This window comes from Rhizobium sp. TAL182 (genome assembly GCF_002117725.1).
GTDB lineage: Bacteria > Pseudomonadota > Alphaproteobacteria > Rhizobiales > Rhizobiaceae > Rhizobium > Rhizobium esperanzae.
This window is the reverse complement of sequence record NZ_CP021024.1, coordinates 297,014-321,805: the sequence shown is the minus strand read 5'-3', so window position 1 is coordinate 321,805 and position 24,792 is coordinate 297,014. Positions and strand designations below refer to the sequence as shown.

General features: G+C 62.2%; 29 protein-coding genes. 15 read left to right on the top strand and 14 right to left on the bottom strand.

Going from position 1 to position 24,792, the window contains the following annotated elements; genetic code table 11:
* Positions 1 to 37: 37 nt before the first annotated feature.
* A complete protein-coding gene (locus Tal182_RS01635; protein ID WP_085857858.1) occupies positions 38 to 772 on the top strand; it encodes an SDR family oxidoreductase in 735 nt (244 codons plus the stop codon).
* A gap of 16 nt (positions 773 to 788) precedes the next feature.
* Here Tal182_RS01635 and Tal182_RS01630 read toward each other — a convergent pair whose 3' ends face one another.
* A complete protein-coding gene (locus Tal182_RS01630; RefSeq protein ID WP_085857857.1) occupies positions 789 to 1,349 on the bottom strand; it encodes a methylated-DNA--[protein]-cysteine S-methyltransferase in 561 nt (186 codons plus the stop codon).
* Between the two features lie 55 nt (positions 1,350 to 1,404).
* Positions 1,405 to 1,665: a hypothetical protein gene (locus tag Tal182_RS01625; RefSeq protein WP_064800362.1), complete on the bottom strand. Its 261-nt coding sequence runs from the start codon at positions 1,663 to 1,665 to the stop codon at positions 1,405 to 1,407.
* Here Tal182_RS01625 and Tal182_RS01620 point away from each other — a divergent pair.
* From Tal182_RS01620 to ybaK, 3 genes are all read left to right on the top strand, one after another.
* Positions 1,664 to 2,725: a succinylglutamate desuccinylase/aspartoacylase family protein gene (locus Tal182_RS01620; protein WP_085857856.1), complete on the top strand. Its 1,062-nt coding sequence runs from the start codon at positions 1,664 to 1,666 to the stop codon at positions 2,723 to 2,725. The two genes, Tal182_RS01625 and Tal182_RS01620, sit on opposite strands and share 2 nt — an antisense overlap.
* Before the next feature lie 90 nt (positions 2,726 to 2,815).
* A complete protein-coding gene (locus Tal182_RS01615) occupies positions 2,816 to 3,166 on the top strand; it encodes an ArsC family reductase (RefSeq protein WP_064800360.1) in 351 nt (116 codons plus the stop codon).
* 3 nt (positions 3,167 to 3,169) lie between these two features.
* The gene (gene ybaK, locus Tal182_RS01610; RefSeq protein ID WP_085857855.1) at positions 3,170 to 3,643 is read left to right on the top strand and encodes a Cys-tRNA(Pro) deacylase; all 474 of its coding nucleotides are present in this window, start codon (positions 3,170 to 3,172) and stop codon (positions 3,641 to 3,643) included.
* On the opposite strand, the gene Tal182_RS01605 is transcribed toward ybaK, so the two are convergent.
* Complete coding sequence (locus tag Tal182_RS01605) at positions 3,644 to 4,087, bottom strand: helix-turn-helix domain-containing protein (protein WP_085857854.1); 444 nt, start codon at positions 4,085 to 4,087, stop codon at positions 3,644 to 3,646.
* An 81-nt stretch (positions 4,088 to 4,168) separates the two neighbouring features.
* Between Tal182_RS01605 and Tal182_RS01600 the strand changes: the two genes are divergently transcribed.
* Positions 4,169 to 4,852 (top strand): glutathione S-transferase family protein, encoded by a 684-nt coding sequence (locus Tal182_RS01600; RefSeq protein ID WP_085857853.1) that lies wholly within the window; start codon positions 4,169 to 4,171, stop codon positions 4,850 to 4,852.
* A 132-nt stretch (positions 4,853 to 4,984) separates the two neighbouring features.
* On the top strand, positions 4,985 to 6,238 hold the full coding sequence (locus Tal182_RS01595; RefSeq protein WP_085857852.1) for an aminopeptidase: 1,254 nt from the start codon (positions 4,985 to 4,987) through the stop codon (positions 6,236 to 6,238).
* On the opposite strand, the gene Tal182_RS01590 is transcribed toward Tal182_RS01595, so the two are convergent.
* Positions 6,186 to 7,097: an EamA family transporter gene (locus tag Tal182_RS01590; protein WP_085857851.1), complete on the bottom strand. Its 912-nt coding sequence runs from the start codon at positions 7,095 to 7,097 to the stop codon at positions 6,186 to 6,188. The genes Tal182_RS01595 and Tal182_RS01590 overlap by 53 nt on opposite strands.
* A gap of 82 nt (positions 7,098 to 7,179) precedes the next feature.
* On the opposite strand from Tal182_RS01590, the gene Tal182_RS01585 reads away from it, so the two are divergent.
* Positions 7,180 to 7,677 carry a MarR family transcriptional regulator gene (locus Tal182_RS01585; RefSeq protein WP_085857850.1) on the top strand — a complete coding sequence of 166 codons (498 nt, stop codon included), beginning with the start codon at positions 7,180 to 7,182 and terminating at the stop codon, positions 7,675 to 7,677.
* Here the strand turns inward: Tal182_RS01585 and Tal182_RS01580 are convergent, their stop codons facing one another.
* Both Tal182_RS01580 and xseA read right to left on the bottom strand, forming a co-directional pair.
* Positions 7,678 to 8,268 carry an NAD(P)H-dependent oxidoreductase gene (locus Tal182_RS01580; protein ID WP_085857849.1) on the bottom strand — a complete coding sequence of 197 codons (591 nt, stop codon included), beginning with the start codon at positions 8,266 to 8,268 and terminating at the stop codon, positions 7,678 to 7,680.
* Between the two features lie 2 nt (positions 8,269 to 8,270).
* Positions 8,271 to 9,851, bottom strand: coding sequence for an exodeoxyribonuclease VII large subunit (xseA, locus tag Tal182_RS01575; RefSeq protein ID WP_085857848.1), 1,581 nt, complete (start codon positions 9,849 to 9,851; stop codon positions 8,271 to 8,273).
* A 338-nt stretch (positions 9,852 to 10,189) separates the two neighbouring features.
* Between xseA and Tal182_RS01570 the strand changes: the two genes are divergently transcribed.
* Positions 10,190 to 10,432 (top strand): hypothetical protein, encoded by a 243-nt coding sequence (locus tag Tal182_RS01570; RefSeq protein WP_064800352.1) that lies wholly within the window; start codon positions 10,190 to 10,192, stop codon positions 10,430 to 10,432.
* Positions 10,433 to 10,458: 26 nt separating this feature from the next.
* Here the strand turns inward: Tal182_RS01570 and Tal182_RS01565 are convergent, their stop codons facing one another.
* Positions 10,459 to 12,303: a hypothetical protein gene (locus Tal182_RS01565; RefSeq protein WP_085857847.1), complete on the bottom strand. Its 1,845-nt coding sequence runs from the start codon at positions 12,301 to 12,303 to the stop codon at positions 10,459 to 10,461.
* A 162-nt stretch (positions 12,304 to 12,465) separates the two neighbouring features.
* Between Tal182_RS01565 and Tal182_RS01560 the strand changes: the two genes are divergently transcribed.
* A complete protein-coding gene (locus Tal182_RS01560) occupies positions 12,466 to 13,479 on the top strand; it encodes a glycosyltransferase (protein ID WP_085857846.1) in 1,014 nt (337 codons plus the stop codon).
* Positions 13,476 to 13,850 carry a GtrA family protein gene (locus tag Tal182_RS01555; RefSeq protein ID WP_085857845.1) on the top strand — a complete coding sequence of 125 codons (375 nt, stop codon included), beginning with the start codon at positions 13,476 to 13,478 and terminating at the stop codon, positions 13,848 to 13,850. Before Tal182_RS01560 ends, Tal182_RS01555 begins: the two co-directional genes overlap by 4 nt.
* Before the next feature lie 3 nt (positions 13,851 to 13,853).
* Here the strand turns inward: Tal182_RS01555 and Tal182_RS01550 are convergent, their stop codons facing one another.
* The gene (locus tag Tal182_RS01550; RefSeq protein ID WP_085857844.1) at positions 13,854 to 14,840 is read right to left on the bottom strand and encodes a Gfo/Idh/MocA family oxidoreductase; all 987 of its coding nucleotides are present in this window, start codon (positions 14,838 to 14,840) and stop codon (positions 13,854 to 13,856) included.
* Between the two features lie 187 nt (positions 14,841 to 15,027).
* Between Tal182_RS01550 and Tal182_RS01545 the strand changes: the two genes are divergently transcribed.
* Positions 15,028 to 15,990 carry an aldo/keto reductase gene (locus Tal182_RS01545; protein WP_085857843.1) on the top strand — a complete coding sequence of 321 codons (963 nt, stop codon included), beginning with the start codon at positions 15,028 to 15,030 and terminating at the stop codon, positions 15,988 to 15,990.
* Positions 15,987 to 16,430 carry a GNAT family N-acetyltransferase gene (locus Tal182_RS01540; protein WP_064800347.1) on the top strand — a complete coding sequence of 148 codons (444 nt, stop codon included), beginning with the start codon at positions 15,987 to 15,989 and terminating at the stop codon, positions 16,428 to 16,430. Before Tal182_RS01545 ends, Tal182_RS01540 begins: the two co-directional genes overlap by 4 nt.
* On the opposite strand, the gene Tal182_RS01535 is transcribed toward Tal182_RS01540, so the two are convergent.
* Entirely contained in the window at positions 16,420 to 17,037 is a 618-nt protein-coding gene (locus Tal182_RS01535; protein WP_170965892.1) for a hypothetical protein, read from the bottom strand. The genes Tal182_RS01540 and Tal182_RS01535 overlap by 11 nt on opposite strands.
* A 148-nt stretch (positions 17,038 to 17,185) precedes the next feature.
* Between Tal182_RS01535 and Tal182_RS01530 the strand changes: the two genes are divergently transcribed.
* Complete coding sequence (locus tag Tal182_RS01530; protein ID WP_064800346.1) at positions 17,186 to 17,683, top strand: ferritin-like domain-containing protein; 498 nt, start codon at positions 17,186 to 17,188, stop codon at positions 17,681 to 17,683.
* A 28-nt stretch (positions 17,684 to 17,711) separates the two neighbouring features.
* On the opposite strand, the gene Tal182_RS01525 is transcribed toward Tal182_RS01530, so the two are convergent.
* A complete protein-coding gene (locus Tal182_RS01525) occupies positions 17,712 to 18,620 on the bottom strand; it encodes a LysR family transcriptional regulator (protein ID WP_064800345.1) in 909 nt (302 codons plus the stop codon).
* Positions 18,621 to 18,749: 129 nt separating this feature from the next.
* On the opposite strand from Tal182_RS01525, the gene Tal182_RS01520 reads away from it, so the two are divergent.
* Both Tal182_RS01520 and Tal182_RS01515 read left to right on the top strand, forming a co-directional pair.
* The gene (locus tag Tal182_RS01520) at positions 18,750 to 19,745 is read left to right on the top strand and encodes an aldo/keto reductase (protein WP_085857842.1); all 996 of its coding nucleotides are present in this window, start codon (positions 18,750 to 18,752) and stop codon (positions 19,743 to 19,745) included.
* A 91-nt stretch (positions 19,746 to 19,836) separates the two neighbouring features.
* Positions 19,837 to 20,196, top strand: a complete 360-nt coding sequence (locus Tal182_RS01515; protein ID WP_011423650.1) for a nuclear transport factor 2 family protein — start codon at positions 19,837 to 19,839, stop codon at positions 20,194 to 20,196.
* A gap of 51 nt (positions 20,197 to 20,247) precedes the next feature.
* Here the strand turns inward: Tal182_RS01515 and pheT are convergent, their stop codons facing one another.
* The 4 genes from pheT to rpmI form a co-directional block, all read right to left on the bottom strand.
* Entirely contained in the window at positions 20,248 to 22,671 is a 2,424-nt protein-coding gene (gene pheT, locus Tal182_RS01510; RefSeq protein ID WP_085857841.1) for a phenylalanine--tRNA ligase subunit beta, read from the bottom strand.
* A gap of 16 nt (positions 22,672 to 22,687) precedes the next feature.
* Positions 22,688 to 23,770 (bottom strand): phenylalanine--tRNA ligase subunit alpha, encoded by a 1,083-nt coding sequence (gene pheS / locus Tal182_RS01505; protein ID WP_064809306.1) that lies wholly within the window; start codon positions 23,768 to 23,770, stop codon positions 22,688 to 22,690.
* A gap of 151 nt (positions 23,771 to 23,921) precedes the next feature.
* A complete protein-coding gene (gene rplT, locus Tal182_RS01500) occupies positions 23,922 to 24,326 on the bottom strand; it encodes a 50S ribosomal protein L20 (protein ID WP_064809305.1) in 405 nt (134 codons plus the stop codon).
* A gap of 39 nt (positions 24,327 to 24,365) precedes the next feature.
* Positions 24,366 to 24,569, bottom strand: a complete 204-nt coding sequence (gene rpmI, locus Tal182_RS01495) for a 50S ribosomal protein L35 (protein WP_011423646.1) — start codon at positions 24,567 to 24,569, stop codon at positions 24,366 to 24,368.
* Between the last annotated feature and the right edge of the window lie 223 nt (positions 24,570 to 24,792).

Here is a 24,792-nt window from a genome sequence, read left to right as displayed (position 1 = left end):
CGCCTCGAAAATCCTCAACCTGCTCATGGAGCTTCAAATGTCTGATATCGACGGAAAAGTCATTGCCATCACCGGAGCCAGCAGCGGCATCGGAGAGGCCACGGCAAAAGTGCTGGCCGCTGCCGGCGCGCAGATCGTGATCGGCGCACGCCGCAGCGACCGCCTGGAGGCGCTCGCCGGCGAAATCGAAATCAAGGGCGGGACGGTGCGCCTGCGAAAGCTTGACGTCACCGACCGTTCCCAAGTCGAAGCATTTGCCGACTTTGCCAGATCCGAGTTCGGCCGGCTTGATGTCATCGTCAACAATGCCGGTGTCATGCCGCTTTCGCCGCTCGACGCGATCAAGGTCGAGGAGTGGGACCGGATGGTCGACGTCAACATCAAGGGCGTCCTCTACGGCATCGCGGCCGCTCTTCCGATCATGAAGGCACAGGGATCGGGGCAGATCATCAACCTGTCCTCGATCGGCGGCCACAGCGTCTCGCCGACGGCCGCCGTCTATTGCGCGACGAAATACGCGGTACGGGCAATCTCGGATGGACTGCGACAGGAGACAAATCGCATCCGCGTCACCGTCATTTCTCCCGGCACGACGACCTCGGAACTGGCCGAGACGATCACCGATCCGACCGCGCGGGATGCGATGAAGGCTTTCAGGGCCATCACCATCAGCCCGGAAGCCGTCGCCAATGCGATCCTCTACGCCATCAGCCAGCCCGATGACGTCGATGTCAGCGAGATCATCATCCGGCCGACGGCCAGCCCGCATTGAGCTGCCGGCATCTCGCCTAAAAACCCAGCGATTGCTGGGCGGGCGGCGGGGCGAGGCTGACGCCTTCGAGCTCCAACATGCGGGCCTTCGATGACGAACCGCCGGGAGCGGAGAAGCCGCCGATCTTGCCGCCGGCGGCCAGCACCCTGTGGCAGGGAATGATCAGCGCAACCGGGTTTTTCGCCATCGCCTGCCCGACATCGCGGGCCGCTTCCGGCCCGACCCCAAGCTCCTTCGCCAGCGCGCCGTATGTGGTCGTGCTGCCCCAGCCGACACGCCTTGCCGCCGCGTAGATATCCCGGAAGAAGGCATCCTGACCGGCAAGATCGAGTTCGACTCCGGAAAAATCTGTTTCCTCGCCTTGGAAATAGCGCTTTACGGCCGCGACCGTCTCCAGCACCTCAGGCGTCGGGGCGCCGGGTTGGGCATCCGGCAGGCGGCGCAGCAGCAGCCGTTCGGTCGCTTCCGCGATTTTCGTCGGCAATTGGAAACGGGCGATGCCGGCGTCGCTCCAGGCGATGCCGCAGAAGCCGCCGGCGGTTTCGAAGATGAGATAGTGATGTATCGTCTCGGCCATGACACGGCCTCCGCGTTTTCGATTAACACCAAAATCGTACGGAGCGACCGCTGTTTCAACCCGTTTCTTGCGCGTATGTTCTTTTTTCGTTCTTGATCTTCCATTTTGCCGGAATATCGTTCATTGCTCTTGAAACGATGAGGTGGTCATGACGACCTGACAGCTCATGAACCTGTTTTCCTTCGATTTCGGCTATGGCCAAAGTCCGCTGGGGCGGACTGATCGCAACGATGTCCACCGACCGTGGCTTGCGCGAGCCGGATTTCCGCGCATAAAACTCGGAAAAGCTGTTCGATTGCAAGCGAGACAAAAACATGGACGTTTCGGAGATCATTATCCCGGGCGATACGCCGGGAACGGAGTGGCGGCTGCCGGTGCTGCGTTTTACGGGCCGTGATCCGAAGGCTCCGAAGGCCTATATCCAGGCGGCGCTTCACGCCGGCGAGCTGCCGGGAACGGCGCTCCTGCATTTCCTTTGCGAACGTCTGCGGCGAGCGGAAAGCGAAGGCGCGGTCGCCGGCGACATCACCGTCGTGCCGCAGGCCAACCCGATCGGCGCGGCGCAATCGCATTTCGGCGAATTGCAGGGCCGTTTCGATCTCGGTTCCCGCACCAATTTCAACCGGGATTTTCCGCTGATCAGCGCCACCGATCGCGCAATGCTGGCGGAAGATCTCAATGATTATCCGGCTACCGACCAACTGAAGCGGCAACTCCTGGACATGGCGCTCGGCGCCGATCTCGTCCTCGATCTGCACTGCGACGACGAATCGCTGCAATATGCCTATATCGATGAGGCCTTCTGGCCGGAGGCAGCCGATCTTGCTGCCGCGCTCGACATGGAGGCGGTGCTGCTTTCGGATGGCGAAAGCTCGGCCTTCGAGGAGGCCGTCGGATTCGCATGGAAATATGCAATTCCCGGTGAACGACAATCCCGGCTGCCGGGCAAGCTTTCGGTCACGGTCGAGCTGCGCGGCAGGCGCGACGTCGATCCGCTGACGGCGAAGCGGGATGCTGAGGGGCTCTGGCGTTTCCTCGCCGCACGGGGGATCGTCAGCGACGACAGAATGGCGCCGGCCGTGTTTGCCGGTCCCGCCGTGCCGCTCGACAATGTCGAGATCATTCGCGCTCCCGAGGGCGGCGCCGTGCTCTTCCATCGCACGATCGGCGACAGGGTCGCGGAGGGCGAACTTCTGGCAACGATCGTCACCCGGCCCGGTCAGCCTGACGGCAGCATCGACCTGCATGCGCCGCAAGACGGGCTGATCCTGACCCGAACCTCGGATCGGCTGGTGCGCCGGCGCGGCGACCTGATGAAGATCGTCTGCGCCGGGCCGAGCAAGTCCGCACGCAAGGCCGGCACGCTGGAGAGTTGAGCAAGCACTGCCCGGGATAAATGCCGGGCGGCATTTGCGCCGGCTCTGGCGCATGCTATCCCGCTGCCATCACAGGGAGACCGATCGGGCATGGCCGTCACCATTTATGGGATCAAGAATTGCGACACGATGAAGAAAGCCCGCAGCTGGCTGGAAGAACACGGCGTCGCCTATGAGTTTCACGATTATAAGGCGTTCGGCATCGACCGCGCCCATCTCGAAGCCTGGATCGACGAGGCCGGCCTCGATACGGTGCTCAACCGCGCCGGCACCACCTTTCGCAAACTGCCCGATGCCGAGCGCGAGAATCTGAGCCGGGAAAAGGCGATCTCGCTGATGCTCGACCAGCCGTCGATGATCAAGCGGCCGGTGCTGGAGACGGAAGGCAAGCTGGCGATCGGCTTCAAGCCGGAGAATTACGCGGATATGTTCGGGCGCTGAGCAATGTCCAAGACCACGCGCGCGACACAGGTTCTTTCCCAGGCAGGCGTCGCCTTCACCATCCACACCTATGATTATGACCCGGGCGCGGAGCGCGTCGGGCTGCAGGCGGCGGAAGCCCTGGGTGAGGCGCCGCAGCGGGTGCTGAAGACGCTGATGGCCGAGGTGGACGGCAAGCCGGTCTGCGTTGTCGTGCCGTCGGATCGCGAAGTCAGCATGAAGAAGCTCGCCAGCGCCTTTCACGGCAAGTCGGCCAATATGATGAAGCCGGCCGATGCCGAGCGGCTGACCGGCTACCATGTCGGCGGCATCAGCCCCTTCGGCCAGAGGAAGGCCGTGCCGACGGCGATCGAGGAAACCGCCCTCGCCGAACCGTTGGTCTATATCAATGGCGGACAGCGCGGGCTGCAGGTGCGGCTCGATCCGAAGGATGCACTGAAGGCGTTGAAAGCGGTCGGTGAGTCATTGATCGCCTGATCAGAGGAAACGGGCGAGCAGACCGGAAATCGCCTTCGCCTCGTCTTCGGCAAGCTTGCTGCCGACATGGGTCTCGATCGCTGCGGCATAGACAGTCCACATCCGCGCGCGAAGGGTTCGGCCGTCATCGGTAATCAGAACCCAGCGCCCGCGGCCGTCCCCAGCGAAGACTTCGCGCCGGACCAGGCCCTCTCTTTCCAGCCGGTCGATCAGCCGCGAAAGATTATACTGCGCCAGCAGGGTCCGCTCCTCGATCTCGTAGGGCCGCAGCTTGCCGTCCTTCGAGCGCGCCAGTTCCCACAGCACGTCATACCAGGCAAGCGGCGGCATGCCTGCCGCTTTCAGATCGGCTTCGATTGCGGCGAGCAGCCGTTCGCGAGCGCGCATGATGCTGGTCCAGGCAGAGGTGGCGGTTTCGCTCGGCTTCGGTGTCTTTTCCATCATAGATGCAGATACATTTATCTTGCGCAAAGCCGCAAGCGCTATTATATGCAAATGCATCTATTATACAGCGAGGAGACGTTCATGAGCAAGCTTACCCTCATCAGCCATCATCTCTGCCCCTATGTGCAACGCGCCGCGATCGCACTTCGCGAAAAGGGTGTTCCCTTCGAGCGCATCAACATCGACCTTGCGAACAAGCCGGACTGGTTCCTTGAGATCTCGCCGCTCGGCAAGGTGCCGCTGCTCAGAATCGAGGAACAGGATGGCGGCGAGGCCATCCTCTTCGAAAGCAGCGTCATCTGCGAATATCTGGAGGAGACGCAGGCGGGATCTGCCCTGCATCCTGCCGATCCGCTTGCCCGCGCCCGCCATCGCGGCTGGATGGAATTCGGCTCGTCCGTGCTTTCCGATCTCTGGGGCTATGAAACGGCCACGGAGGTGGAACAGCTGGAGGCCAAGCGCAAGGCGCTCATCGCCAAGTTCACGACGCTAGAAGGAGCACTCGCAGATGGACCTTATTTTTCCGGTAGCAGCTTCAGCCTCGTCGATGCCGTCTTCGCGCCGATCTTTCGGTATTTCGATGTTTTCGACAGGCTGGGAGATAGCGGCATCTTCGAGGGGCTCGAGCGGGTGACGCGCTGGCGGAGCGCGCTCCGCGAACGCCGGAGCGTGCAGGTCGCCGTCGGCGAAGATTATCCGCAGCGGCTGACGGAGTTCCTCGACAAGCACAATTCGATCCTGCTCAGGCTGCCTGCCGCCGCCTGAGACATCAGGCTGAAACTGGTCGGGCATCTCGCCCGGCCGCTTTCAAATCGGTAGCTCTGTGCTTCATTTTCGCCGCAAACGGGTCTAAGTCTTTCAGCCTCTTAGCGTCGATGACAGAAGGCAGGTTGAACCATGACTTTCATGCCCCAGAGCCAGAACACCGTTGATCCCGTCAAGCTGGAGAAGCTCGCGGAAGTCGCCGTCAAGGTCGGTTTGCAGCTGCAGAAGGGCCAGGACCTGGTGATCACCGCGCCTGTTGTGGCGCTGCCGCTTGTGCGCCTCATCACCAAACACGCTTATCAGGCCGGCGCCGGGCTGGTGAGCGCCTTCTACTCCGACGAGGAAACGACGCTGGCGCGCTTCCAATATGGCAGCGACGAGAACTTCGACCGCGCCTCCGACTGGCTCTACGAGGGCATGGCCAAGGCCTATGCCAACGGAGCGGCCCGTCTGGCGGTCGCCGGCGACAATCCGATGCTGCTTTCCGAACAGGATGCCGGCAAGGTCGGCCGCGCCAATCGCGCCACATCAACCGCCTATAAGCCGGCGCTGGAAAAGATCTCGAATTTCGACATCAACTGGAACATCGTGTCCTATCCCAACCCCTCCTGGGCCAAGGTGGTCTTCCCCGACGACCCGGAGCCGATCGCGATCGCCAAGCTCGCCAAGGCGATCTTTGCCGCCTCGCGTGTCGATGTCAGCGACCCCGTCGCCGCCTGGGCGGAGCACAATGCCAATCTCGCCAAGCGCTCCGCCTGGCTGAACGGCGAGCGCTTCGCCTCGCTGCATTTCAAGGGGCCGGGCACCGATCTGACGGTCGGCCTCGCCGACGGACATGAATGGCACGGCGGCGCCTCCACCGCGAAGAACGGCATTACCTGCAATCCGAATATTCCGACCGAAGAGGTGTTCACCACGCCGCATGCATTGCGGGTCGAAGGTCATGTCTCGAGCACCAAACCGCTGTCGCACCAGGGCACGCTGATCGACAATATCCAGGTGCGCTTCGAAGGTGGGCGGATCGTCGAAGCCAAGGCGACACGCGGCGAAGAAGTCTTGAACAAGGTGCTCGATACCGACGAGGGTGCGCGCCGGCTCGGCGAAGTGGCGCTCGTGCCGCATTCCTCGCCGATCTCGGCGAGCGGCATCCTGTTCTACAACACGCTGTTCGACGAAAACGCCTCGTGCCACATCGCGCTCGGCCAGTGCTATTCCAAGTGCTTCCTCAACGGCGCGACCCTGAGCCAGGAGCAGATCAAGGCGCAGGGCGGCAATTCCAGCCTGATCCACATCGACTGGATGATCGGCTCCGATAAGGTCGATATCGACGGCATCACACCGGACGGCTCGCGGGTTCCGGTGATGCGGCAGGGCGAATGGGCCTGAGCGGCATCATCGTGCGCTGACTGAGCCAGACGCCGGCAAGCACCAGGGCGAAACCGGCGATCTGCAGCGGCGTCAGACTCTGGCCGAGCGCCAGCCAGCCGAGCAGGGTCGCGACCACAGGGCTCAGAAAGCCTAGCGAGGAGACCGCCGAAGGCTCGATGCGCGACAGACCGCGGAACCAGAGCAGATAGGTGAAGGCTGCGCCGATCAGACCCAGATAGGCAATGCCGACGATGTTTGCGATGCTCGGCGCCGGCAGCGCTGGTTCGAGGAAGAGCGCAAAGGGCACCAAGAGAATGCCGCCTGCCGTCAGTTGCCAAGCGGTGAAGGTGAGGTTCGAAACCGGCGGCGCCCAGCGCCGTGACAGCACGGTGCCGAACGCCATCGAGACGGCGCCGGCGAGACCGGCTGCGACACCCACGAGATCGAGGCTCGCCTTGGGCGTCAACACCAGCAGTCCGACGCCGACCATACCGGCGAGACCGGCCAGGACGGCAAGCGGCCGGACCGGCTTGCCGAGGAAAAGCCGCGACAGGGCAACGACGATCAGCGGCTGAACGGCACCGACGGTTGCGGCAACGCCGCCCGGCAGCCGGTAGGCGGAGACGAACAGCATCGCCCAGAAGAACGAGAAGTTCAACGCACCGAGAAGGAAGGCGCGGCCCCACCAGACGCCCGTCGGCAGCTTCCGAACAATCAGCAGCAGAAGCAGGCCCGCCGGCAGGGCGCGCAGCAGAGCAACCGTCAACGGATAGCCCTGGGGCAGGAAGGATGTGGTGACGAAATAGGTGCTGCCCCAGATGGCGGGGGCGATAGCGGTCGTCAGCACGTCGGTGAGATAGCGCGAATTTGTCTTCATCCAAAGAATCTCTACTTCAAGATAAATTCGAACATAGCGCAATTTATCTTGACGTCAAGATATGCGATGGTATCCATCCCCCATGGGTGAAGCGAAGCAAGATCATGTCGACCGGGTTCTGGCGCAATGGCGGCGCGAGCGGCCGGACCTCGACGTCGAACCGATGGGTATTCTCGGACGGCTGAAGCGCCTCGGCACCCATCTCGGCCGCGAAATCGAGGCCGTGCTCATGCAGCACGGGCTTTCCACCTCTGCTTTCGACGTGCTGGCCACACTTCGCCGCTCCGGCGCACCTCATCGGCTTTCGCCGGGCGAGCTCCTTGAGATGACGATGGTCAGCTCCGGCACAATGACGAACCGGATCGACCAGTTGGAGAAGGCGGGCCTGGTCGAGCGCATCGTCAATCCGCAGGATCGGCGCAGCGTGCTGATCGCGCTGACCGAAAAGGGGCTTGCGACCGTCGAAGAGGCGGTCGGCGCCCATGTCGCCAATCAGCAGCGGCTGACGCGCAACCTGACGGCCGGGGACAGGGCCGAATTTGACCGGCTGCTGAAGAAGTTCCTCGCGGATTTCGAATAGTCAAATGGCGGCGAGCGCCTTGCGGACACGCTCCAGATGCGCCTTGCGCCTGGCTTCCGTGGTGCGGTCCATGTCATGCAGGCTCAGCATGCGGAAGACGAGCTTTTTCGAACAGAAGCTGGCGATACCGCGCTTCAGCAGGCGGCGGACGGGATTGCCCATATAGAAATGCACCAGCCACCAGGGCGAGCCTGTCGTCGTCAGCGCATAGAGCAGCCTGATATTGGTGAGCTCCGGCACGATCCGGCCGCCGGCGGCATCATGCGTGAAGGCCACACCTGGCGCGAAGACGCGATCGAAGAAGCCTTTCAGGATGGCTGGGAAATTGAACCACCACTGCGGAAAGACGAGGACGAGACCATCGGCCGCCTTCAGCCGGGCAACCATATCGGCGACATCAGAGGTGCCGTAGGGCATCTCGAAGTAAGCACGGCGCTCGGCTTCGGAGAGGCATGGATCGAAATTCTGAGCGTAGAGATCGACGAGGTCGACGGCATGGCCGGAGGCTTCCAGGGCTTCGCGAGCCGTGCGCGCCACCGAGGCGGCAAAACTTTCCGGCAGCGGATGGGCAAGCACCAGCAGGATCCGCATCGTTAGAACAGGCTTCCCTGCTTCGTCGGCTCCGCCGGTTTTGTGCTGCGCTTCTTGGTGCCGCCAGGCGGGGTGCCGCCTTCCGTGGTCATAGCCCCAATACGGCCGTCGGCAAATTCGATGGCGATGCCCATGCCGGCGGAGAGTGCGGCCGCTTGCGAGACCGGCCTGTTGTCCTCATCGCGAATGACGGCGTAGCCGCGCTTCAGCACGTTCTTGTAGGAGAGCGACTGCAGCACGCGATCCTGCGCCGAGAGCTCGGCGCGGGCGCGCGTCAGCTGGTGGCGGATCGCCGTATCGGCATGGCGGGAAAGATTGCCGAGACGTTCGCGGGAGCGGTCGGTTTGCGCTTTCAACCGTGCCGGCAGCGAAGCAAGGATCGCCTCGGCGCGCTCGACACGCGATGTCGAGCGGTCGATCAGCCGCTCGACCATGCGCTCGGCCCGCACCATCCGCTCGTTCAACATCTGGCGGCGCTCGGCAAGGCGGCCGGAAAGAAGGTCCGGGCGCAGATGCGTGGCGACGCGCTCGAAGCCGCGGCGCTTGTTGATCGTATTGAGCTCCAGTCCGCGGCCGAGGCTGGCCGCCGCCTCGTCGAAGCGGCGGCGCGGCAAGGCGAGAAGCTGATCGAGCGAGGGCAAAGCCCGCATCAAACTACGGACGGACTGGCGGCGCTGATCCATCTGCCGGTTCATACAGCCCTGCAGGCGCGCGGCAAGCGCCGCAGCCTGCGCCTCGAGCTCCACCTTGACGGGCACGGCCATTTCCGCCGCCCCGGTCGGCGTCGGAGCGCGGACATCGGCGGCATAGTCGATCAGCGTCCAGTCGGTCTCGTGGCCGACGGCCGAGATCAGCGGTATGCGGCTTTCGGCCGCTGCGCGCACGACGATTTCGTCGTTGAAACTCCAGAGATCTTCCAGGCTGCCGCCGCCGCGCGCGACGATCAGCACATCCGGGCGGGGGATGGCGCCGGCGGGCTCCAGCGCATTGAAGCCGCGGATGGCGTTCGCCACCTCCTCGCCGGATCCCTCCCCCTGGACCTTCACCGGCCAGACGAGAACATGCACGGGAAACCGGTCGGAGATCCGGTGCAGGATATCGCGGATGACGGCGCCGGTCGGCGAGGTGACGACGCCGATCACATGCGGCATGAAGGGCAGCCGCTTCTTGCGAGCGGCATCGAACAAGCCCTCGGCGCCGAGCCTGCGTTTGCGCTCCTCGATCAGCGCCATCAGCGCGCCGGCCCCTGCCGGCTCCAGCGTCTCGATGACGATCTGATATTTCGAGGAGCCCGGAAAGGTGGTGACCTTGCCGGTGGCGATCACTTCCATGCCCTCTTCCGGGCGGAATTTCAGCCGCGAAAAGGTGGTCTTCCAGATGACGGCGTCGATGCGGGCGCGATCGTCCTTCAGCGCGAAATAAGCGTGGCCGGAGGAGTGCGGACCGCGATAACCGGATATTTCGCCGCGCACGCGAACCTGGTCGAAAGCGGTTTCGACGGTGCGCTTGATCGAGCCGGAAAGCTCCGAAACCGAATATTCGGCAAGGTTGGTCGGCGAATCGCTGTCGAAGAGGTTGCTCATCCCTCCTTTCTATTTCCATTGGCGGGAAACGGGAAGGTCGCGACCGCAGGAGAGACCCGTTTTCCCGACTGCTGAACCGTTGGCGTGGCAGAGTCATCGCCGTTCCATCAAGATTCATGCCCTAGGCGTTGCGTGCATGCGATCGTTGCAGCAGCAAGAATGACAAGAAAAACGGGAAAATTCGCTTCGCCAGGGAACGCATAGATAAAAAGCGCGTTTTACCCGAAAGGGATTGCTAACCACCGCAATACAAAGGATTTTCAGCCCAGAGAGCCGGTAAATCTTTGTTAGTTGGCGCTTCCTATGCTTCCCCTCGTTCTCTCTGGGAAGGTGCTGAAATGATTATTCTCACAGCAGCAGCATTGGGCATCAGCGCCGGGTTAATGCGCTCGGCCGCCAGCATCGCGTTGGTGGCCGCGCTGATCGGAATGAGCTTCACGCTGGCGGCGATAACCTCGCCGGGGCCGGTTTCACTTCTGGCGCTTGTTTATGCCATTCTCGGCTACAATGGTGGTCTTATCCTCTTCGTGCTCGGGCTTTATGCCAGCGACCGTCTGCGGGCCGTCCGCACGTCTCACTGACGTCAGCGCAACATCAGCTGTCGGCGTCAATTCACCGTCGGCCGGTAACGGAAGAACTGGACGCCCGTATCCGGCACCTTCGCCAGCGGTTCCAGATAGGGCGGAATATTCCCCTTGCCGAGTTCGGCATAGAGCCCATCCGGCTTCAGTTTAGCGAGTTCGCGCGTCTGCAGGTCCTTCGGGCAGAAGGCAAGCGTCGTGACACCGGCCCCCTTCAGGAAGGCTTCCGCCTCCTGCGGCTTTGCCAGGCCGATATGCAGTTCCGTCAGCATGCCGCCCTGATCGCGATGATAGGGGGCGGAGAGAACCCGATTCTGCGTGAAGCGGAGGATCGGTACACCCATTTCCGATGGCGCGGAGACCAGGCCGGGCGGGAGTTCGGCAAGCGATGCCAGCGCCTCTTTCGATGTGCAGGAAAGCGCCTTTGTCGGCTCCGCCGCCTTCTGCGCATCGTTCTCCATCTGCATTGAAACAAGCCCGCCGCCGACGGCCCAGACCGCCGGAACGCTTGCGAGTACGGTCATCACATAGACGAAGGCGACGGCGACATTCTCGCTGTCGCTGTTGGAGATGCGCCTGACATCGATGATCAGCAGGGCGAGCGGCAGGATCGAAAGCAGGTTCGAGAAAGTAGCGCCGCGCACCTGGACCAGCGCGATCGCCCAGCTCGTGGCGAGCAGAAAGAGCAGGACCAGGTGGATCTGCACGCGGTCGCGCCGAATGAGGCGAAAGATGCAGACGGCAATGCCGAAGAGACCTGCCGCGTAGAAGGCGCCGACCGAGGCGGGATCGGTGCGCGCCAGCGCCAGGAGCGATTGGGCTTCCGAAATATGCCGCAGCCAGAGTTCGACCAGCATCGGATCGAGACCGCCCAACGGATCGCTCAGGCATTGCGGTGCGATGACGATCGCCGCACCGAAAACGCCGGCGCCGACAAAGGCGAGTGCGGCAAAGCGCAAGGGCCGACGCAAGCCGCTCGCGAAAACGGCCGAAAACAACAGGAGGCCGCTGCCGATCGCCGCCAGACTGTAATAGCCGAGCGAGAGATTGTCGCAGGTGACCATCGAATAGAGCCGGGGCGGCACCGTTGCGAAGAAAAGAATGTTGATCGCAATCGTCAGCGACAGCCCGAAGGCCCGGGCGGGGATGGCGAAATTCTCGCCTTCCCATGCCCAGAGCAGGGCGACCGTGAGGCAGACGACAGCGACGAAAGGGGTGGTCTCGGCGCCGATGGCGATGGCGACAGCCGCCGCAACGCCGGCGACTGCGTAGCTCCAACCGCGACGCTCGGGATCCACGAGCATCGCCACCATCGTCGCGACCAGCGCCAGCTGCGCATTGTGATGATCGATGGCGCCCGGAGCGAAGCGGTTTCCGGTGTAGATCGCCGGAGCGGTGAGACCGAGAGCGATATGCATGCCGGCAACCCCGCCGATCCGCCGGCCCGCCACGCCCATGGCGAGCATGGCAGGAACGATGAGCGATACGGGCCAGACGGCGAGCGCCAGCGCCTCGGCGGTTTCACGCGGCGCAAACAGCCCGAAAAACCGGATCAGCGAAGCGATCGGCAGATCGATCAGCCTCGACCAGTGCATCAGCGTACCGCCGGCAAGGCCGAGACGATATTGCATCAGATCGAACCAGCCTTGGCCGGCAAGAAAATCGCGAACCTCGACGAGACGCATGCCGTCGTCATTGTCGGGACCAACATAATCGGTGGCGCCGGAGAATTTGGTAACAAGGATAACGGCGGCGAGGATAACACTATAGGCAATGACAGCCGGCAAGAGACGCGTCATGAGGCCCCCGAGCCGGCTCCTGCGGGCGGCGGTCACGGCGGATGCATCAGCGATCGGCTGCACGGCGTTCATCGTGGTTAGCGCTTCGTTTCCAGATGGCCGAACCTTAGCGGGCGCCGATCAAGAAAGTGTAAAGCCGTCTGCGATCGCAGCCGATTTTGCCTGCGTCATAGCGTCTTATTAACGCTGCGTGATTTAGGCTGGTAACGGCTTTTCAGTGTAACGAGTAGAGTTATGGCCCGAACGCTTACCGATCACCCGGACATTGCCGTCCTGCTTCCCTGCTATAATGAAGCTGCGACGATCGGCGCTGTGGTGCAGGGCTTCCGGGCGACGCTGCCGGATGCGGCGATCCACGTCTACGACAATAATTCCACCGACGGCACCGCGCTGCAGGCGATGCTGGCCGGAGCGCATGTCGTGCGCGAGCGGCGCCAGGGCAAGGGACACGTCGTGCGCCGCATGTTCGCCGACATCGAGGCAGACATCTACATCATCGCCGACGGCGACGGAACCTATGCACCCGGCGATGCCGAGGAACTGGTGCGGACGCTTCTCACCGAGCGTGCCGACATGGTTGTGGGAACCCGGCGCGGCGTGCACGACGATGCCGGCCGTCAGGGCCATGCGCTTGGCAACCGGCTTTTCAATCTGCTCTACCGGACGATCTTCGGCCCTGACTTCACCGATATCTTTTCCGGCTACCGCGCTTTCTCGCGCCGCTTCGTCAAGAGCTTCCCGGCGGTATCCGGCGGCTTCGAGATCGAAACCGAGATGTCGGTGCATGCCTCCCGACTGAAACTGCCGGTGAGCGAACTGGAACTCGACTATGGCCGCCGCCCGGAAGGCTCGCATTCCAAGCTTTCGACGTTCCGCGACGGCGGAAAAATCCTCTGGATGTTCGCAATGCTGATGAAGGAAACCCGGCCCTTCGCCTTCTTCAGCGCGATCAGCGCCGTCTTCATGCTGACGAGCCTCGGCTTCATGACGCCGGTGCTGGCGGAGTATTTCGACACGGGCCTCGTCAGCCGCATGCCGACCTGGGTGCTGTCGATGGCGCTGATGATGATCTCCTTCATGCTTTTTACCGCCGGCGTCATCCTGGATTCGGTGGCCCGGGCCCGGGCCGAGCAGCTTCGCATCCATTATATGAGCCTGGAGACCCCAAGTGCGGCCAAACTGCTTGATCGCGAGCCAGCGTCGGCGTCGCGCCGGGGCCGGGGCCGCGGCAAGGCGGATGCCGCGTGAAGAAGCTCATCCGTTTTGCGATTGCCGGCGGCATCGGCTTTCTCGTCGACGCCGGTGTGCTGTCGGCGCTACTCGATCTGACGTCGCTCGGCCCCTTCGTGGCGCGGCTCATCGCGATCGCCCTCGCAATGGCGTCAACCTGGGTCTTCAACCGGAACTTCACATTCGATCGCTCGGGGCGCTCGCTCGCCGTGGAAGGCTTCCGCTACGGCTCGGTCGGCGTCACGGCGGCGCTCGTCAATTACGGGCTTTACTCGGCACTGCTGCTTTCGCTGCCGGGGCTTCAGCCGCTTGCGGCGATGGTGGTCGCCAGTATCGCCGCAATGGTCTTCAGCTTCTTCGGTTATTCGCGCTTCGTCTTCCGCGCGTGATTATCAGACCGCCTCCCAGCCGTCCTTCTCGCTCGCGCGATAGATCGCATCGATGACCTTCTGGTTCAGCTTCGAATTTTCCAGCGTAACGATCTCTTCCTTGCCGTTCTCTACAGCCCGAGCGAAAGCCTCGACCTCGCGCCTGTACTGGCGGCTGTCCTGGAAGCGGAAGATGCGCGATTCATTGTGGCCGCGATCGGCCAGTTCGATCTCTTCCGGTCCCCAGCGATTGGCGTTGAAAGGCGACTTGACCTCGATATAGCCTTCGGTGCCGTGGAAGACCATGACCTGCCGGTTGGCCATCTGTGTCGAGACATAGAAACTCAGCTCGAAATCGCCGAAATCGGCCTTGACGCTCGAATAGATATCGGTGCCGAAGTCCGGATCGCGCTCGGTAATCGCCTGGATCCGGAGCGGCTCCTTGCCGGTGGAAAAGCGCGTGCTCATGACGGGGTAGACGCCGATATCGGGAAGGCCGCCACCGCCCAGCTCGGGAATGTTGCGCATATTGGATGCATCGCGATTGAAATAGGTGAAGGCGCCCTGCACATGCCGGAGCGAGCCGATCGCGCCCTCATCGATCAGCGAGCGCACCTTCTGCCAGACCGGCGAATAGGTGATCATATAGGCTTCCGTGACCATCACCTTATTGCGGTCGCGGGCAGCGATCACCGCGTCGATATCGCTGGCCTTCAGGGCCAGCGGCTTTTCGCAGAGCACATGTTTGCCGGCATCGGCTGATTTGATCGACCATTCGATGTGCTGCGACGTCGGCAGCGGGATATAGACGGCATCGATGACGTCGGAGGCCAGCATCTCCTCGTAAGAGCCGAAGGCATGCGGCACGGAGAAGCGATCGGCCATCTCCCTTGCCCGCGCCAGATCACGGCTGGCAATCGCCGTGACGACGCAATTTTCCGCGTCCTGGATGGCGGGAACGACATTGTCGCGGCCGATCTTCGCCGTTGAAATGATACCGAAACGCAGCATGTGCGAGCCTCCCAAAACCAATGTCGCGCACCATATTCAGGCCTCCGCCGCGACGCAATGGCGCGACATGAAATTGCGGAAGCCGGGTTTGCCTGCCGCCGGGATCGCGCTAACTTGACCAGACGGCGTTCTGCCGTATCCGCGATTCAATACAGCCTTTTATGTTTCACCCATTTTGGAGAGCCTCATGGAAATGCGCCGGCTTGGGAAAACAGGCCTTTCGGTCGCGCCAATCGTGATCGGCGGCAATGTCTTCGGCTGGACGGCCGACGAGAAAACATCCTTCGCCATTCTCGACGGCTTTTTCGATGCCGGGCTCAACACGATCGATACGGCGGACGTCTATTCCGCATGGGTTCCCGGCAACAAGGGCGGCGATTCCGAGGCGATCATCGGACGCTGGCTGAAACAGGCGCGGATCTCCCGCGACAAGATCGTCATCGTCACCAAGGTCGGCTCGGACATGGGCCAGGGAAAGACGCTCAAGGCGAGCTACATTCTGACGGCAGTCGAGGCGTCGCTGCGCCGGCTGCAGACGGACTATATCGATCTCTATCTCACCCATTGGCCGGATGCCGACACGCCGCATGAGGAGACACTCGGCGCCTTTGCAAAGCTGAAGCAGCAGGGCAAGATCCGCGCCATCGGCTGCTCGAACTATGATGCCGATCTGCTCCAGGCGTCCTTCGACGCAGCCGAGAAAGCCGGCCTGCCGCGATACGACGTGCTGCAGCCGGAATATAATCTCTACCAACGCGCCAGCTTCGAAGGGCCGCTTGCCGATCTTTGCATCCGGCAGAATATCGGCGTCATCACCTATTTCGGCCTTGCCGCCGGCTTTCTCACCGGCAAATACCGCAGCAAGGCCGACACGCAGGGACGGGCGCGCGAAGGCCGTGTTTCGCAATATCTTGACGCCAAGGGACTGCGCATTCTCGCCGCGCTCGACAAGGTTTCTGCCGAGACCGGCGCCAAGCCGGCGGAAATCTCGCTTGCCTGGCTGTTGCGCAAGAAAGGCGTGACGGCGCCGATCGCCAGCGCGACCAGCCTGTCACAGCTCGAAAGCCTGGTGAAGTCGGCGACACTTTCCCTTTCCAACGACGCAATGGCGCTGCTCGACGAAGCCGGCGCTGAAAGAACAGAGCCATGACCGCAACGATACGTGATGCCCGCCCCGAGGATGAAGCCCGCTGGCGCGAACTCTGGGCCGCCTATCTCGCCTTTTACGAGGTGACCGTCGATGCCGATATCACCGACCAGACATGGCGCCGGGTCTTCGATCCGGCCTCTGCAATCGCGATGCGCGTCGCCGAGATCGACGGCAGGATCATGGGCTTTGCTCTTTTCCTGACGCATGAGGGCACCTGGATCCGCGGCAGGGACTGCTATCTCGAAGACCTCTTCGTCGATCCCGATGCGCGCGGCAAGGGCGTCGGCCGGGCGCTGCTGGACGATCTCGTCGCGCTCTGCAAGGCGAAGGGTTGGTCGCGGCTCTATTGGCATACGAGCGAGCAGAACAAGACGGCCCGCGCGCTCTACGACAGCTATGTCGAAAGCGACGGCCACATCCGTTATCGCATCAGTTTCTGAGTGGGGGAAATCCCTCATAGGAAGCAGCGTGGTCACCCTCCCAGTTCGCCATGCCCTGCTTGGTCAGGATGCCGCGCGGCCTGACATAGCTCTGGATCACCCGCTTCGGCCGTTCGTGCCACTGGATGTTGAAAGCCCATAGCTTCGGAAAGAAGCAGAGCGAGGCGTAGGGCAAGTGGTCGTGGATCCACCAGGCGAGCCGCTGCCAGTCGCTTTCATCGCGATAGCGGTCGATCACCCACGGCACGGCAATGCAGACGGCGGCGCCCATGCAGCCGTCGAAGTCCCTCAGATCCCAGATGTGATGCGCAGCCGTGGCGGCATTGGTGGAACAGTTCAGATTGTTCGCGTTGCCGAAGCGGTTGACTTCGGGCGAGCGGTAGCCGGAGCGGATGTGCAGACGCCCGAACGTCGCTTCCAGCGGCTCCAGCAGTTCCTCGCAAAGTCTTTTGCCGGCTTCGATCGCCAGATCGGGATCCTCGGGGATATTAGGAATGCGGTAGAAATCGGCGATCTCCGAATGCAGGAAATCGCGGAAGAAGAAGTTTTGCGACAGCCGAACGCGGCCAAGATCCTCCAGACCCTTCATCGAACCCGGCTTTCGCATGATCTTTTCGTCCTCCCCATCGGTGGCAGGATGATTGCCCGGCACGGTTTTCCAGTCCACCCGAAATCGGTCGGGAACAAATTGCGCGATCTTCGCTTCTTAGTGTGTCGCCGCATTCGCGGCCTTTCCCAAAACAAGGATCGAGAAAATGGCCAAGGAAAAGACGTTGGAAGATCTCTTCTACGACACGCTCAAGGACATCTATTTTGCCGAGCGGCAGATATTGCGTGCCCTGCCGAAGATGGCGCGCGCCGCCCAGTCCTCCGAACTGAAGGCCGGTTTCCAGAAGCATCTCGAGGAAACCGAAGGCCAGGTCGAGCGCCTGCAGCAGGTTTTCGAAAAGATCGGCAAGCGCGCTCAGGGCAAGACCTGCGAGGCGATCCAGGGCATTATCGCCGAGGGCGAAGAGATCATGGAAGAATTCAAGGGTACACCGGCGCTGGATGCGGGGCTGATCTCCGCTGCCCAGGCGGTCGAGCACTATGAAATCGCCCGTTACGGCACGCTGAAGACCTGGGCCGCAACGCTCGGCCTGAAGGATGTCGTCGCCCTGCTCGACCAGACGCTGCAGGAGGAAACGGCCACCGACAAGATCCTTACCAAGCTCGCCATGACGGCGGCAAACCAGAAGGCAAAAGCCGCCTGACGAAAACGAGGGAAACGAGCGGCGGCCCTCACCGGCCGCCCGCATCCCTCTCCACATATCTGAAGAAATCGATGAAAGCGCGCAGCGCCGGCCGCATTTGCCGCCGGCTTGGATAATAGACAAACGGCCCGGGATAGGGCGCGCACCAATCCTCCAGCACCCGCACGAGCCTGCCGGCCGACAGCTCGGTGTGCACCCGCATGTCGAAGAGATAGGCAAGACCGGCGCCATTCAGCGCGGCTAGAAGAGCCAGCCGGTCCTCGCTGACAACAAGCGGCCCGTCGACCGCGACGATCAGCTCCTGCCCGTCCTTTTCGAATTCCCAGCGATAGATGGAGCCGTTGGTGAAGCGTCGCTTGATGCAGCGATGATGGACGAGATCGCGCGGGTGCTGCGGCTTCGGATAGCGCTCGAAATATTCGGGCGAGGCCGCAATCACCGTCGTCAGATTGGGCGAGATTCTGACGGCGATCATATCGGCCTCCAGGCTCTCCTCCAGCCGGATGCCCGCGTCGAAACCCTCCTTGACGATATCGGTGAAGCCGTCCTCATTGGCGATCTCCAGCGTAATATCGGGATAGAGATTGAGAAAATCGCCAAGGCGCGGTGCGAGCAGGATATCGGAGGCGAAGCGCGGCGCAGTGACGCGCAGGTTTCCGGCCGGTTTGCCGCGCGTATCATTGACCGCCTCCAACGCGATGCCGATCTCTTCGAGCGCCGGACGCAACCTTTCGAGAAGCAGCGAGCCTTCCTCCGTTGGCGCGACACTGCGGGTCGTGCGCGCCAGAAGCCTGACGCCGAGACTGTCCTCCAGGCTCGATATGGCATGGCTGACCGCCGACGGCGCGATGAGCAGTTCCTTGGCCGCGGCCCGGAAGCTGCGATGTTCCGAGACGGCAGCGAGAACGGCGAGTTGAGAGAGTTGCCTTCTGTTCATTGATCGAAATTATAGAACAGGCTGTTAGAAACTGCATGCATTTTTTGATTGATATGGTGCCGATATAGTCTGCCCGTACCGCAATGATCTCCCAGGCGGTTCGACGCCAGCTCAGAAAAGGAGCGCATCATGAAAACCAGAAAACTCGGAAACGATCTGTCGGTCTCTGCCGTCGGCCTCGGCTGCATGGGCATGAGCTTTGCCTATGGCGCCAGCGACGAAGCGGAATCGGTGAGAACACTGCACCGCGCCGTCGATCTCGGCGTCACTTTTTTCGACACGGCCGAGGTCTATGGCCCCTTCACCAATGAGGTTCTTCTCGGAAGAGCGCTGAAGCCCTTCCGCGACCGCGTAGTGATCGCCACCAAATTCGGCTTCAAGATCGATACCAGCCAGGCCGGCGCTGCCGCCATCGCCGGCGTCGACAGCCGTCCTGAACATGTGCGTGCGGTTGCCGAAGCCTCACTCAAGCGTTTGGGCATCGAGACGATCGATCTGCTCTACCAACACCGCGTCGACCCCAACGTGCCGATCGAGGAGACGGTCGGCGCCATGGCCAAGCTTGTGAAGGAGGGGAAAGTCCGCGCCCTCGGCCTCTCGGAAGCCGGCAGCGCCACCATCCGCCGCGCGCATGCGGTCCATCCAATTGCAGCGCTTCAGAGCGAATATTCACTGTGGACGCGTGATCCCGAAGAGGATGTGCTTGCCACCTGCCGCGAACTCGGCATCGGCTTCGTGCCCTACAGCCCGCTCGGCCGCGGTTTCCTGACAGGAGCGATCCGCAAGGCCGACGACCTTGCCACCGACGATTTCCGCCGGCAGGTGCCGCGATTCCAGGCCGAGAATTTCGATGCCAATGTGGCGCTTGTCGCAACCCTCGAAAAACTTGCGGCTGCAAAAGGCGTGACGGCGGCGCAGCTGGCGCTGGCCTGGGTGCTGAACCAGGGCGACGACATCGTGCCAATCCCCGGCGCGCGCAAGCTTCACCACCTCGAACAAAACGTCGCCGCTGCCGATATCACGCTCAGCACGGAGGAGCTCGGTCAGCTCGGCGAAGCGATCCCAGCGGCACAGGTCGCCGGCAAGCGCTATTCGGATGCCTCGCTTGCCATGACGAACATTTGAAAACGGACAAGCCCGGCCGGTCGCACAGGTCGGGCTTGCCTTCGCGGCCGGCGAAACTATCTAACGCCATCTCGGAGAACGGGATGGAAACATGTCGGACAGGCAGGCAGTCGAACAGACGGTTCATCTCTATGTCGAAGGTATGGCCTTCGCGAATGCGGCAGCCTTGAAGAAGGCCTTTCACCCGAAAAGCTCGATCATCGGCTATTACCAGAATGCCGTCGAATGGCTGACGCGGGACGAATTCATCGCCGCGATCCTGGCCGAGGAGCCGGCCCCGCCCGGCACGCAGCCTTTCATGGACATCCAGAACGTCGATGTCGAAGGCGACGCTGCAAGCGTGAAGGTAACCGACGATTTCGCCGGAATGCGCTTCACCGACTACCTTTCGCTGCTGAAGATCGAAGGCCGATGGGTGATCGTCAGCAAGCTCTATCATCTGCACACATGAAAAGACCGGCCGCTTGCGCGACCGGTCCAATCTATCTTCGGCAGATGAGGCTCAGCTTCTGAGGACGCCGCCGGTGAATTTCGTGACGCTCGCCACGATCCTCTGCGTCAGCGCCTCGAAATCCTCGTCCGTCAGCGTACGATCGACCGGCTGGATTTGAACCTCAATCGCTACAGACTTCTTGCCCTCTCCGACCGATGCGCCCTCGAAGATGTCGAAGACGGTAACGCCGGTGATGAGCTTGCGGTCGGCGCCGGTCGCAGCCTTGACGATCGCGCCTGATTCCACCGTCTTGTCGACGACGAAGGCGAAGTCGCGCTTGACCGCCTGGAAGGGCGACAGATCGAGCGCCGGCTTGGTGCGGGTCGCCTTCTTCTTCGGCTCCGCCATGGCATCGAGATAGACTTCAAAGCCGCAGAGAGCGCCGGAGACGTCAAGGGCTTCCAGCATCAACGGATGGAATTCGCCGAAATAGCCGAGCACGATCTTCGGCCCTATCTTGATCGTACCGGAGCGGCCGGGGTGATACCACTCGGGGCCGCCCTGCTCGATCTGGATATTGCCCATCGGCAGGCCGCAGGCTTCGATGACGGCGAGCGCATCGGCCTTGGCATCGAAGACGTCGACCGGCTTGCCGCCGCCCTTGGCTGTATTGGACCACATGCGGCCGGCGCCGGCGAGCGAGGCCGTGCCGCGGCGGATGCCGCCGGCGACGCGGCGCTGGCCTTCCGGCCGGTCGTTTTCATAGGTGCCCGAGACCTCGAAGATGGCGACGTCGGCATAACCCTTGTCGGCATTGCGCTGAGCTGCGGTGAGCAGACCCGGCAGCAACGACGGGCGCATGTCGGACATTTCGGCAGCGATCGGATTGGCAAGCTTGAGGGCTGGCGAACCGCCGCCGAACAGCTTGGCATGTTCCTCCGGAATGAAGGACCAGGTGACAGCTTCCAGCATGCCGCGCGCGGCTAGCGCCCGTTTGGCCGCACGGGTGCGGATCTGCAGAGTCGTCAGAATCTTGCCGTTGACGGCGGAATGGCTTTCGAGCGGCGCCGGCTTGATATTGTCGACGCCATGGATACGCATGACCTCCTCGACAAGATCGGCCTTGCCGTCGACATCCGGGCGCCAGGAGGGAACAGCAACGGAGACGCGCTCGCCGGAGCCGGAGACCGTGAAGCCGAGACGCGTCAGGATCGTGTTGCTTTCCTCATTCGAGACGTCGAGGCCGGTCAGGCGCTTGACCTCCGAATAGGGGAAATCGACGACCTTCGGTTCGTAGCCGTGATAGCCGACAATCTCTGCCCTGGCGGCGGTGCCGCCGCAGAGTTCCAGCACCAGTTCCGTCGTGCGTTCGAGACCCGGAACCATATATTCCGGATCCACGCCGCGTTCGAAGCGATAGCGGGCATCGGTAATGATGCCGAGACTGCGGCCGGATTTGGCGATGTTCATCGGATCCCACAGAGCGGATTCGATCAGGACGTCGACAGTGTCGTCGTCGCAACCGGAATGTTCGCCGCCCATGATGCCGCCGATCGATTCGATGCCTTGTTCATCTGCTATGACGACATTGTTCGGGCCGAGCTTGTATTCGCGCTGGTCGAGCGCCAGCACGGTCTCCCCTTCCCTCGCCCGGCGGACGGTGAGACTGCCCTTGATCTTGGCGGCGTCGAAGACGTGGATCGGCCGCCCCTGATCGAAGGTCATGTAATTGGTGATATCAACGAGCGCATTGATCGGACGCAGGCCAATGGCGGTGAGCCGCTGCTGCATCCAGCGCGGGCTCGGGCCGTTCCTGACGCCGCGCACGAGACGCAGGGCAAAGCCGGGGCAGAGCCTGGGATCATCGAGATCGAGCGTCAGCTTCACCGGCGTTTCGCCTTCGATGGCGTAGGACGGCGCGGGCCGCGTCTTCAGCGTGCCGAGACCGGAGGCGGCGAGATCACGGGCGATGCCGTGGATCGAGGTGCAGTCCGGCCGGTTCGGCGTCAGGTTGATCTCGATGACGGGATCGTCGAGATGGGCGTAGGCCGCATAGCTCTGGCCGACCGGTGCATCCGCGGGCAGATCGATGATGCCGTCATGATTGTCGGATATCTCAAGCTCCTTTTCGGAACACATCATTCCGCGGCTTTCGACGCCGCGGATGTTGCCGACGGCCAGCGTCACCTCGATGCCGGGAACATAGGTTCCGGGAGCGGCGAAAGCACCGACGAGGCCGGCGCGCGCATTCGGGGCGCCACAGACGACCTGGACCGGCGCGCCGGATCCGGTATCGACCATCAGAACCTTCAGGCGATCGGCCTGGGGATGTTTTTCCGCCGAGACAACCCTCGCGATGACGAAGGGCTTGAACGCCGCCTTGTCGTCGACATCTTCGACTTCCAACCCGATCTCGGTGAGGCGGGCGCAGATTTCATCCAGCGTGGTATCCGTTTCGAGATGCTCTTTCAGCCAGGAGAGCGTGAATTTCATCGTCCCAAATCTCCGTTCAAGCGCTCAGACCGCCGAACAGCGTCGGCATGTCGAGCGGGCGGAAGCCGTAATGCGTCATCCAGCGGACGTCGGCGTTGAAGAAGTCGCGCAGGTCGGGCATGCCGTATTTCAGCATGGCGATGCGGTCGAGGCCCATGCCCCAGGCAAAACCCTGATATTCATCCGGATCGAGGCCGCCATAACGCAGCACGTTCGGGTGGACCATGCCGCAGCCAAGGATCTCCATCCAGTCGGTGCCTTCGCCGAATTTGACGATCGGACCGGAGCGGTCGCACTGAATATCGACCTCGAAGGAGGGCTCGGTGAAGGGGAAGAAGGACGGGCGAAAGCGCATCGTCACGCTGTCGACCTCGAAGAAGGTCTTGCAGAACTCCTCGAGCACCCAGCGGATGTTGGCGACATTGGCCTTCTTGTCGATGACCAATCCCTCGACCTGATGGAACATCGGCGAATGCGTGGCGTCGCTATCCTGTCGGTAGGTCTTGCCGGGAATGATGATGCGGATCGGCGGCTGCTGCGCTTCCATGGTGCGCACCTGCACCGGCGAGGTATGGGTGCGCAGGACCTTGCGCTCACCATTCTCATCCGGATTGAAGAAGAAGGTGTCGTGCATCTCGCGGGCCGGATGGCCTTCGGGGAAATTCAGCGCGGTGAAATTGTAGTAGTCGGTCTCGATATCGGGACCTTCGGCGATCGAGAAGCCCATGTCGGCGAAGATCGCGGTGATCTCGTCGACGATCTGGCTGATCGGATGGATGCGGCCGCGCTCGGCAGGCGAGGATCGCACCGGCAGGCTGACATCGACCGTCTCGGCCTTCAGCCGCGCATTGACCGCCGCAACCTTCAGGACCGACTTGCGCTCGGCAATGGCGTCCGTCACCGCATTCTTCAGGGCGTTGATCGCAGCCCCCCGGGTCTGGCGTTCCTCCGGCGTCATGGCGCCGAGCGTCTTCAGGAGTTCGGAGACAGAGCCCTTCTTGCCAAGCGCGGACACGCGCACGGCTTCCAGGGCTGCCTCGTCATTGGCGGCGGCGATTTCCGCGAGCAGCGATGAGTTGAGCTGGTCGATATCTGACATTGTCACTTCTTTCCGTCCAGTATCAGGCGGGGATCGGGAGGCAGGCGGCGCCGACGGGCGCAAGGAATATAAAGAAAGAAAAACCCGCGCTAGCCCAAACCAGCGCGGGTTTCCCAAAATTCAAAAAAGCGTCAAGCTTGGGAAGCGCTGGTTACCGAACCGCGCCTTCAAACTCGTTAGCCGTGCCGGTTTCCTTGAGATATTCAAGGGCCTTCTTGGCGGCAGCCACCAGGGCGCCGAATGCTTCCGGCTCGTGGATCGCCATGTCGGAGAGAACCTTGCGGTCGACTTCGATGCCGGCCTTGTTCAGGCCGTCGATGAAGCGGCCATAGGTCAGGCCGAATTCGCGGACGGCAGCGTTGATGCGCTGGATCCAGAGCGCACGGAAGTTGCGCTTGTTGACCTTGCGGTCGCGGTAGGCGTACTGCTTCGAACGATCGACAGCAGCCTTGGCGGTCCGGATGGTGTTCTTGCGGCGGCCGTAAAAGCCCTTCGCGGCCTTCAGAACCTTCTTATGCTTGGCGTGGGCGGTGACGCCTCTTTTTACACGTGCCATATCATGATCTCCTTAATCTAACGCGTTACCGGAATAGTCTCAGAGACCGTTCGGCAGATAGTTCTTCACGACCTTGCGGCCATCGGGTTCTGCGAGAACCATCGTGCCGCGTGCATCGCGAATGAACTTGTTCGTGCGCTTGATCATGCCATGGCGCTTGCCAGCAGCAGCCGCCTTGACCTTGCCGGATGCGGTGATCTTGAACCGCTTCTTGGCAGCGGACTTCGTCTTCATCTTGGGCATTTTGCTACTCCTTCTGTCCTCCCTGCGCGCTTCATCAAAAAGCCCTCCTTGCGAAGTCCGGTTCTCCGGTCGTCGCAACAAGGTGCGGGAGCGTTTGTTGTTGATCTGCGGCGTCGGCGACGAACCGTTCCGCAAGCATTCGAAACTGCCACGGCATGCCCTGCCGGTCAGTTCGGACGCGCGCTTATAACCGCAGCCTCGCGAAAGTGCAACGGGGCCGCGG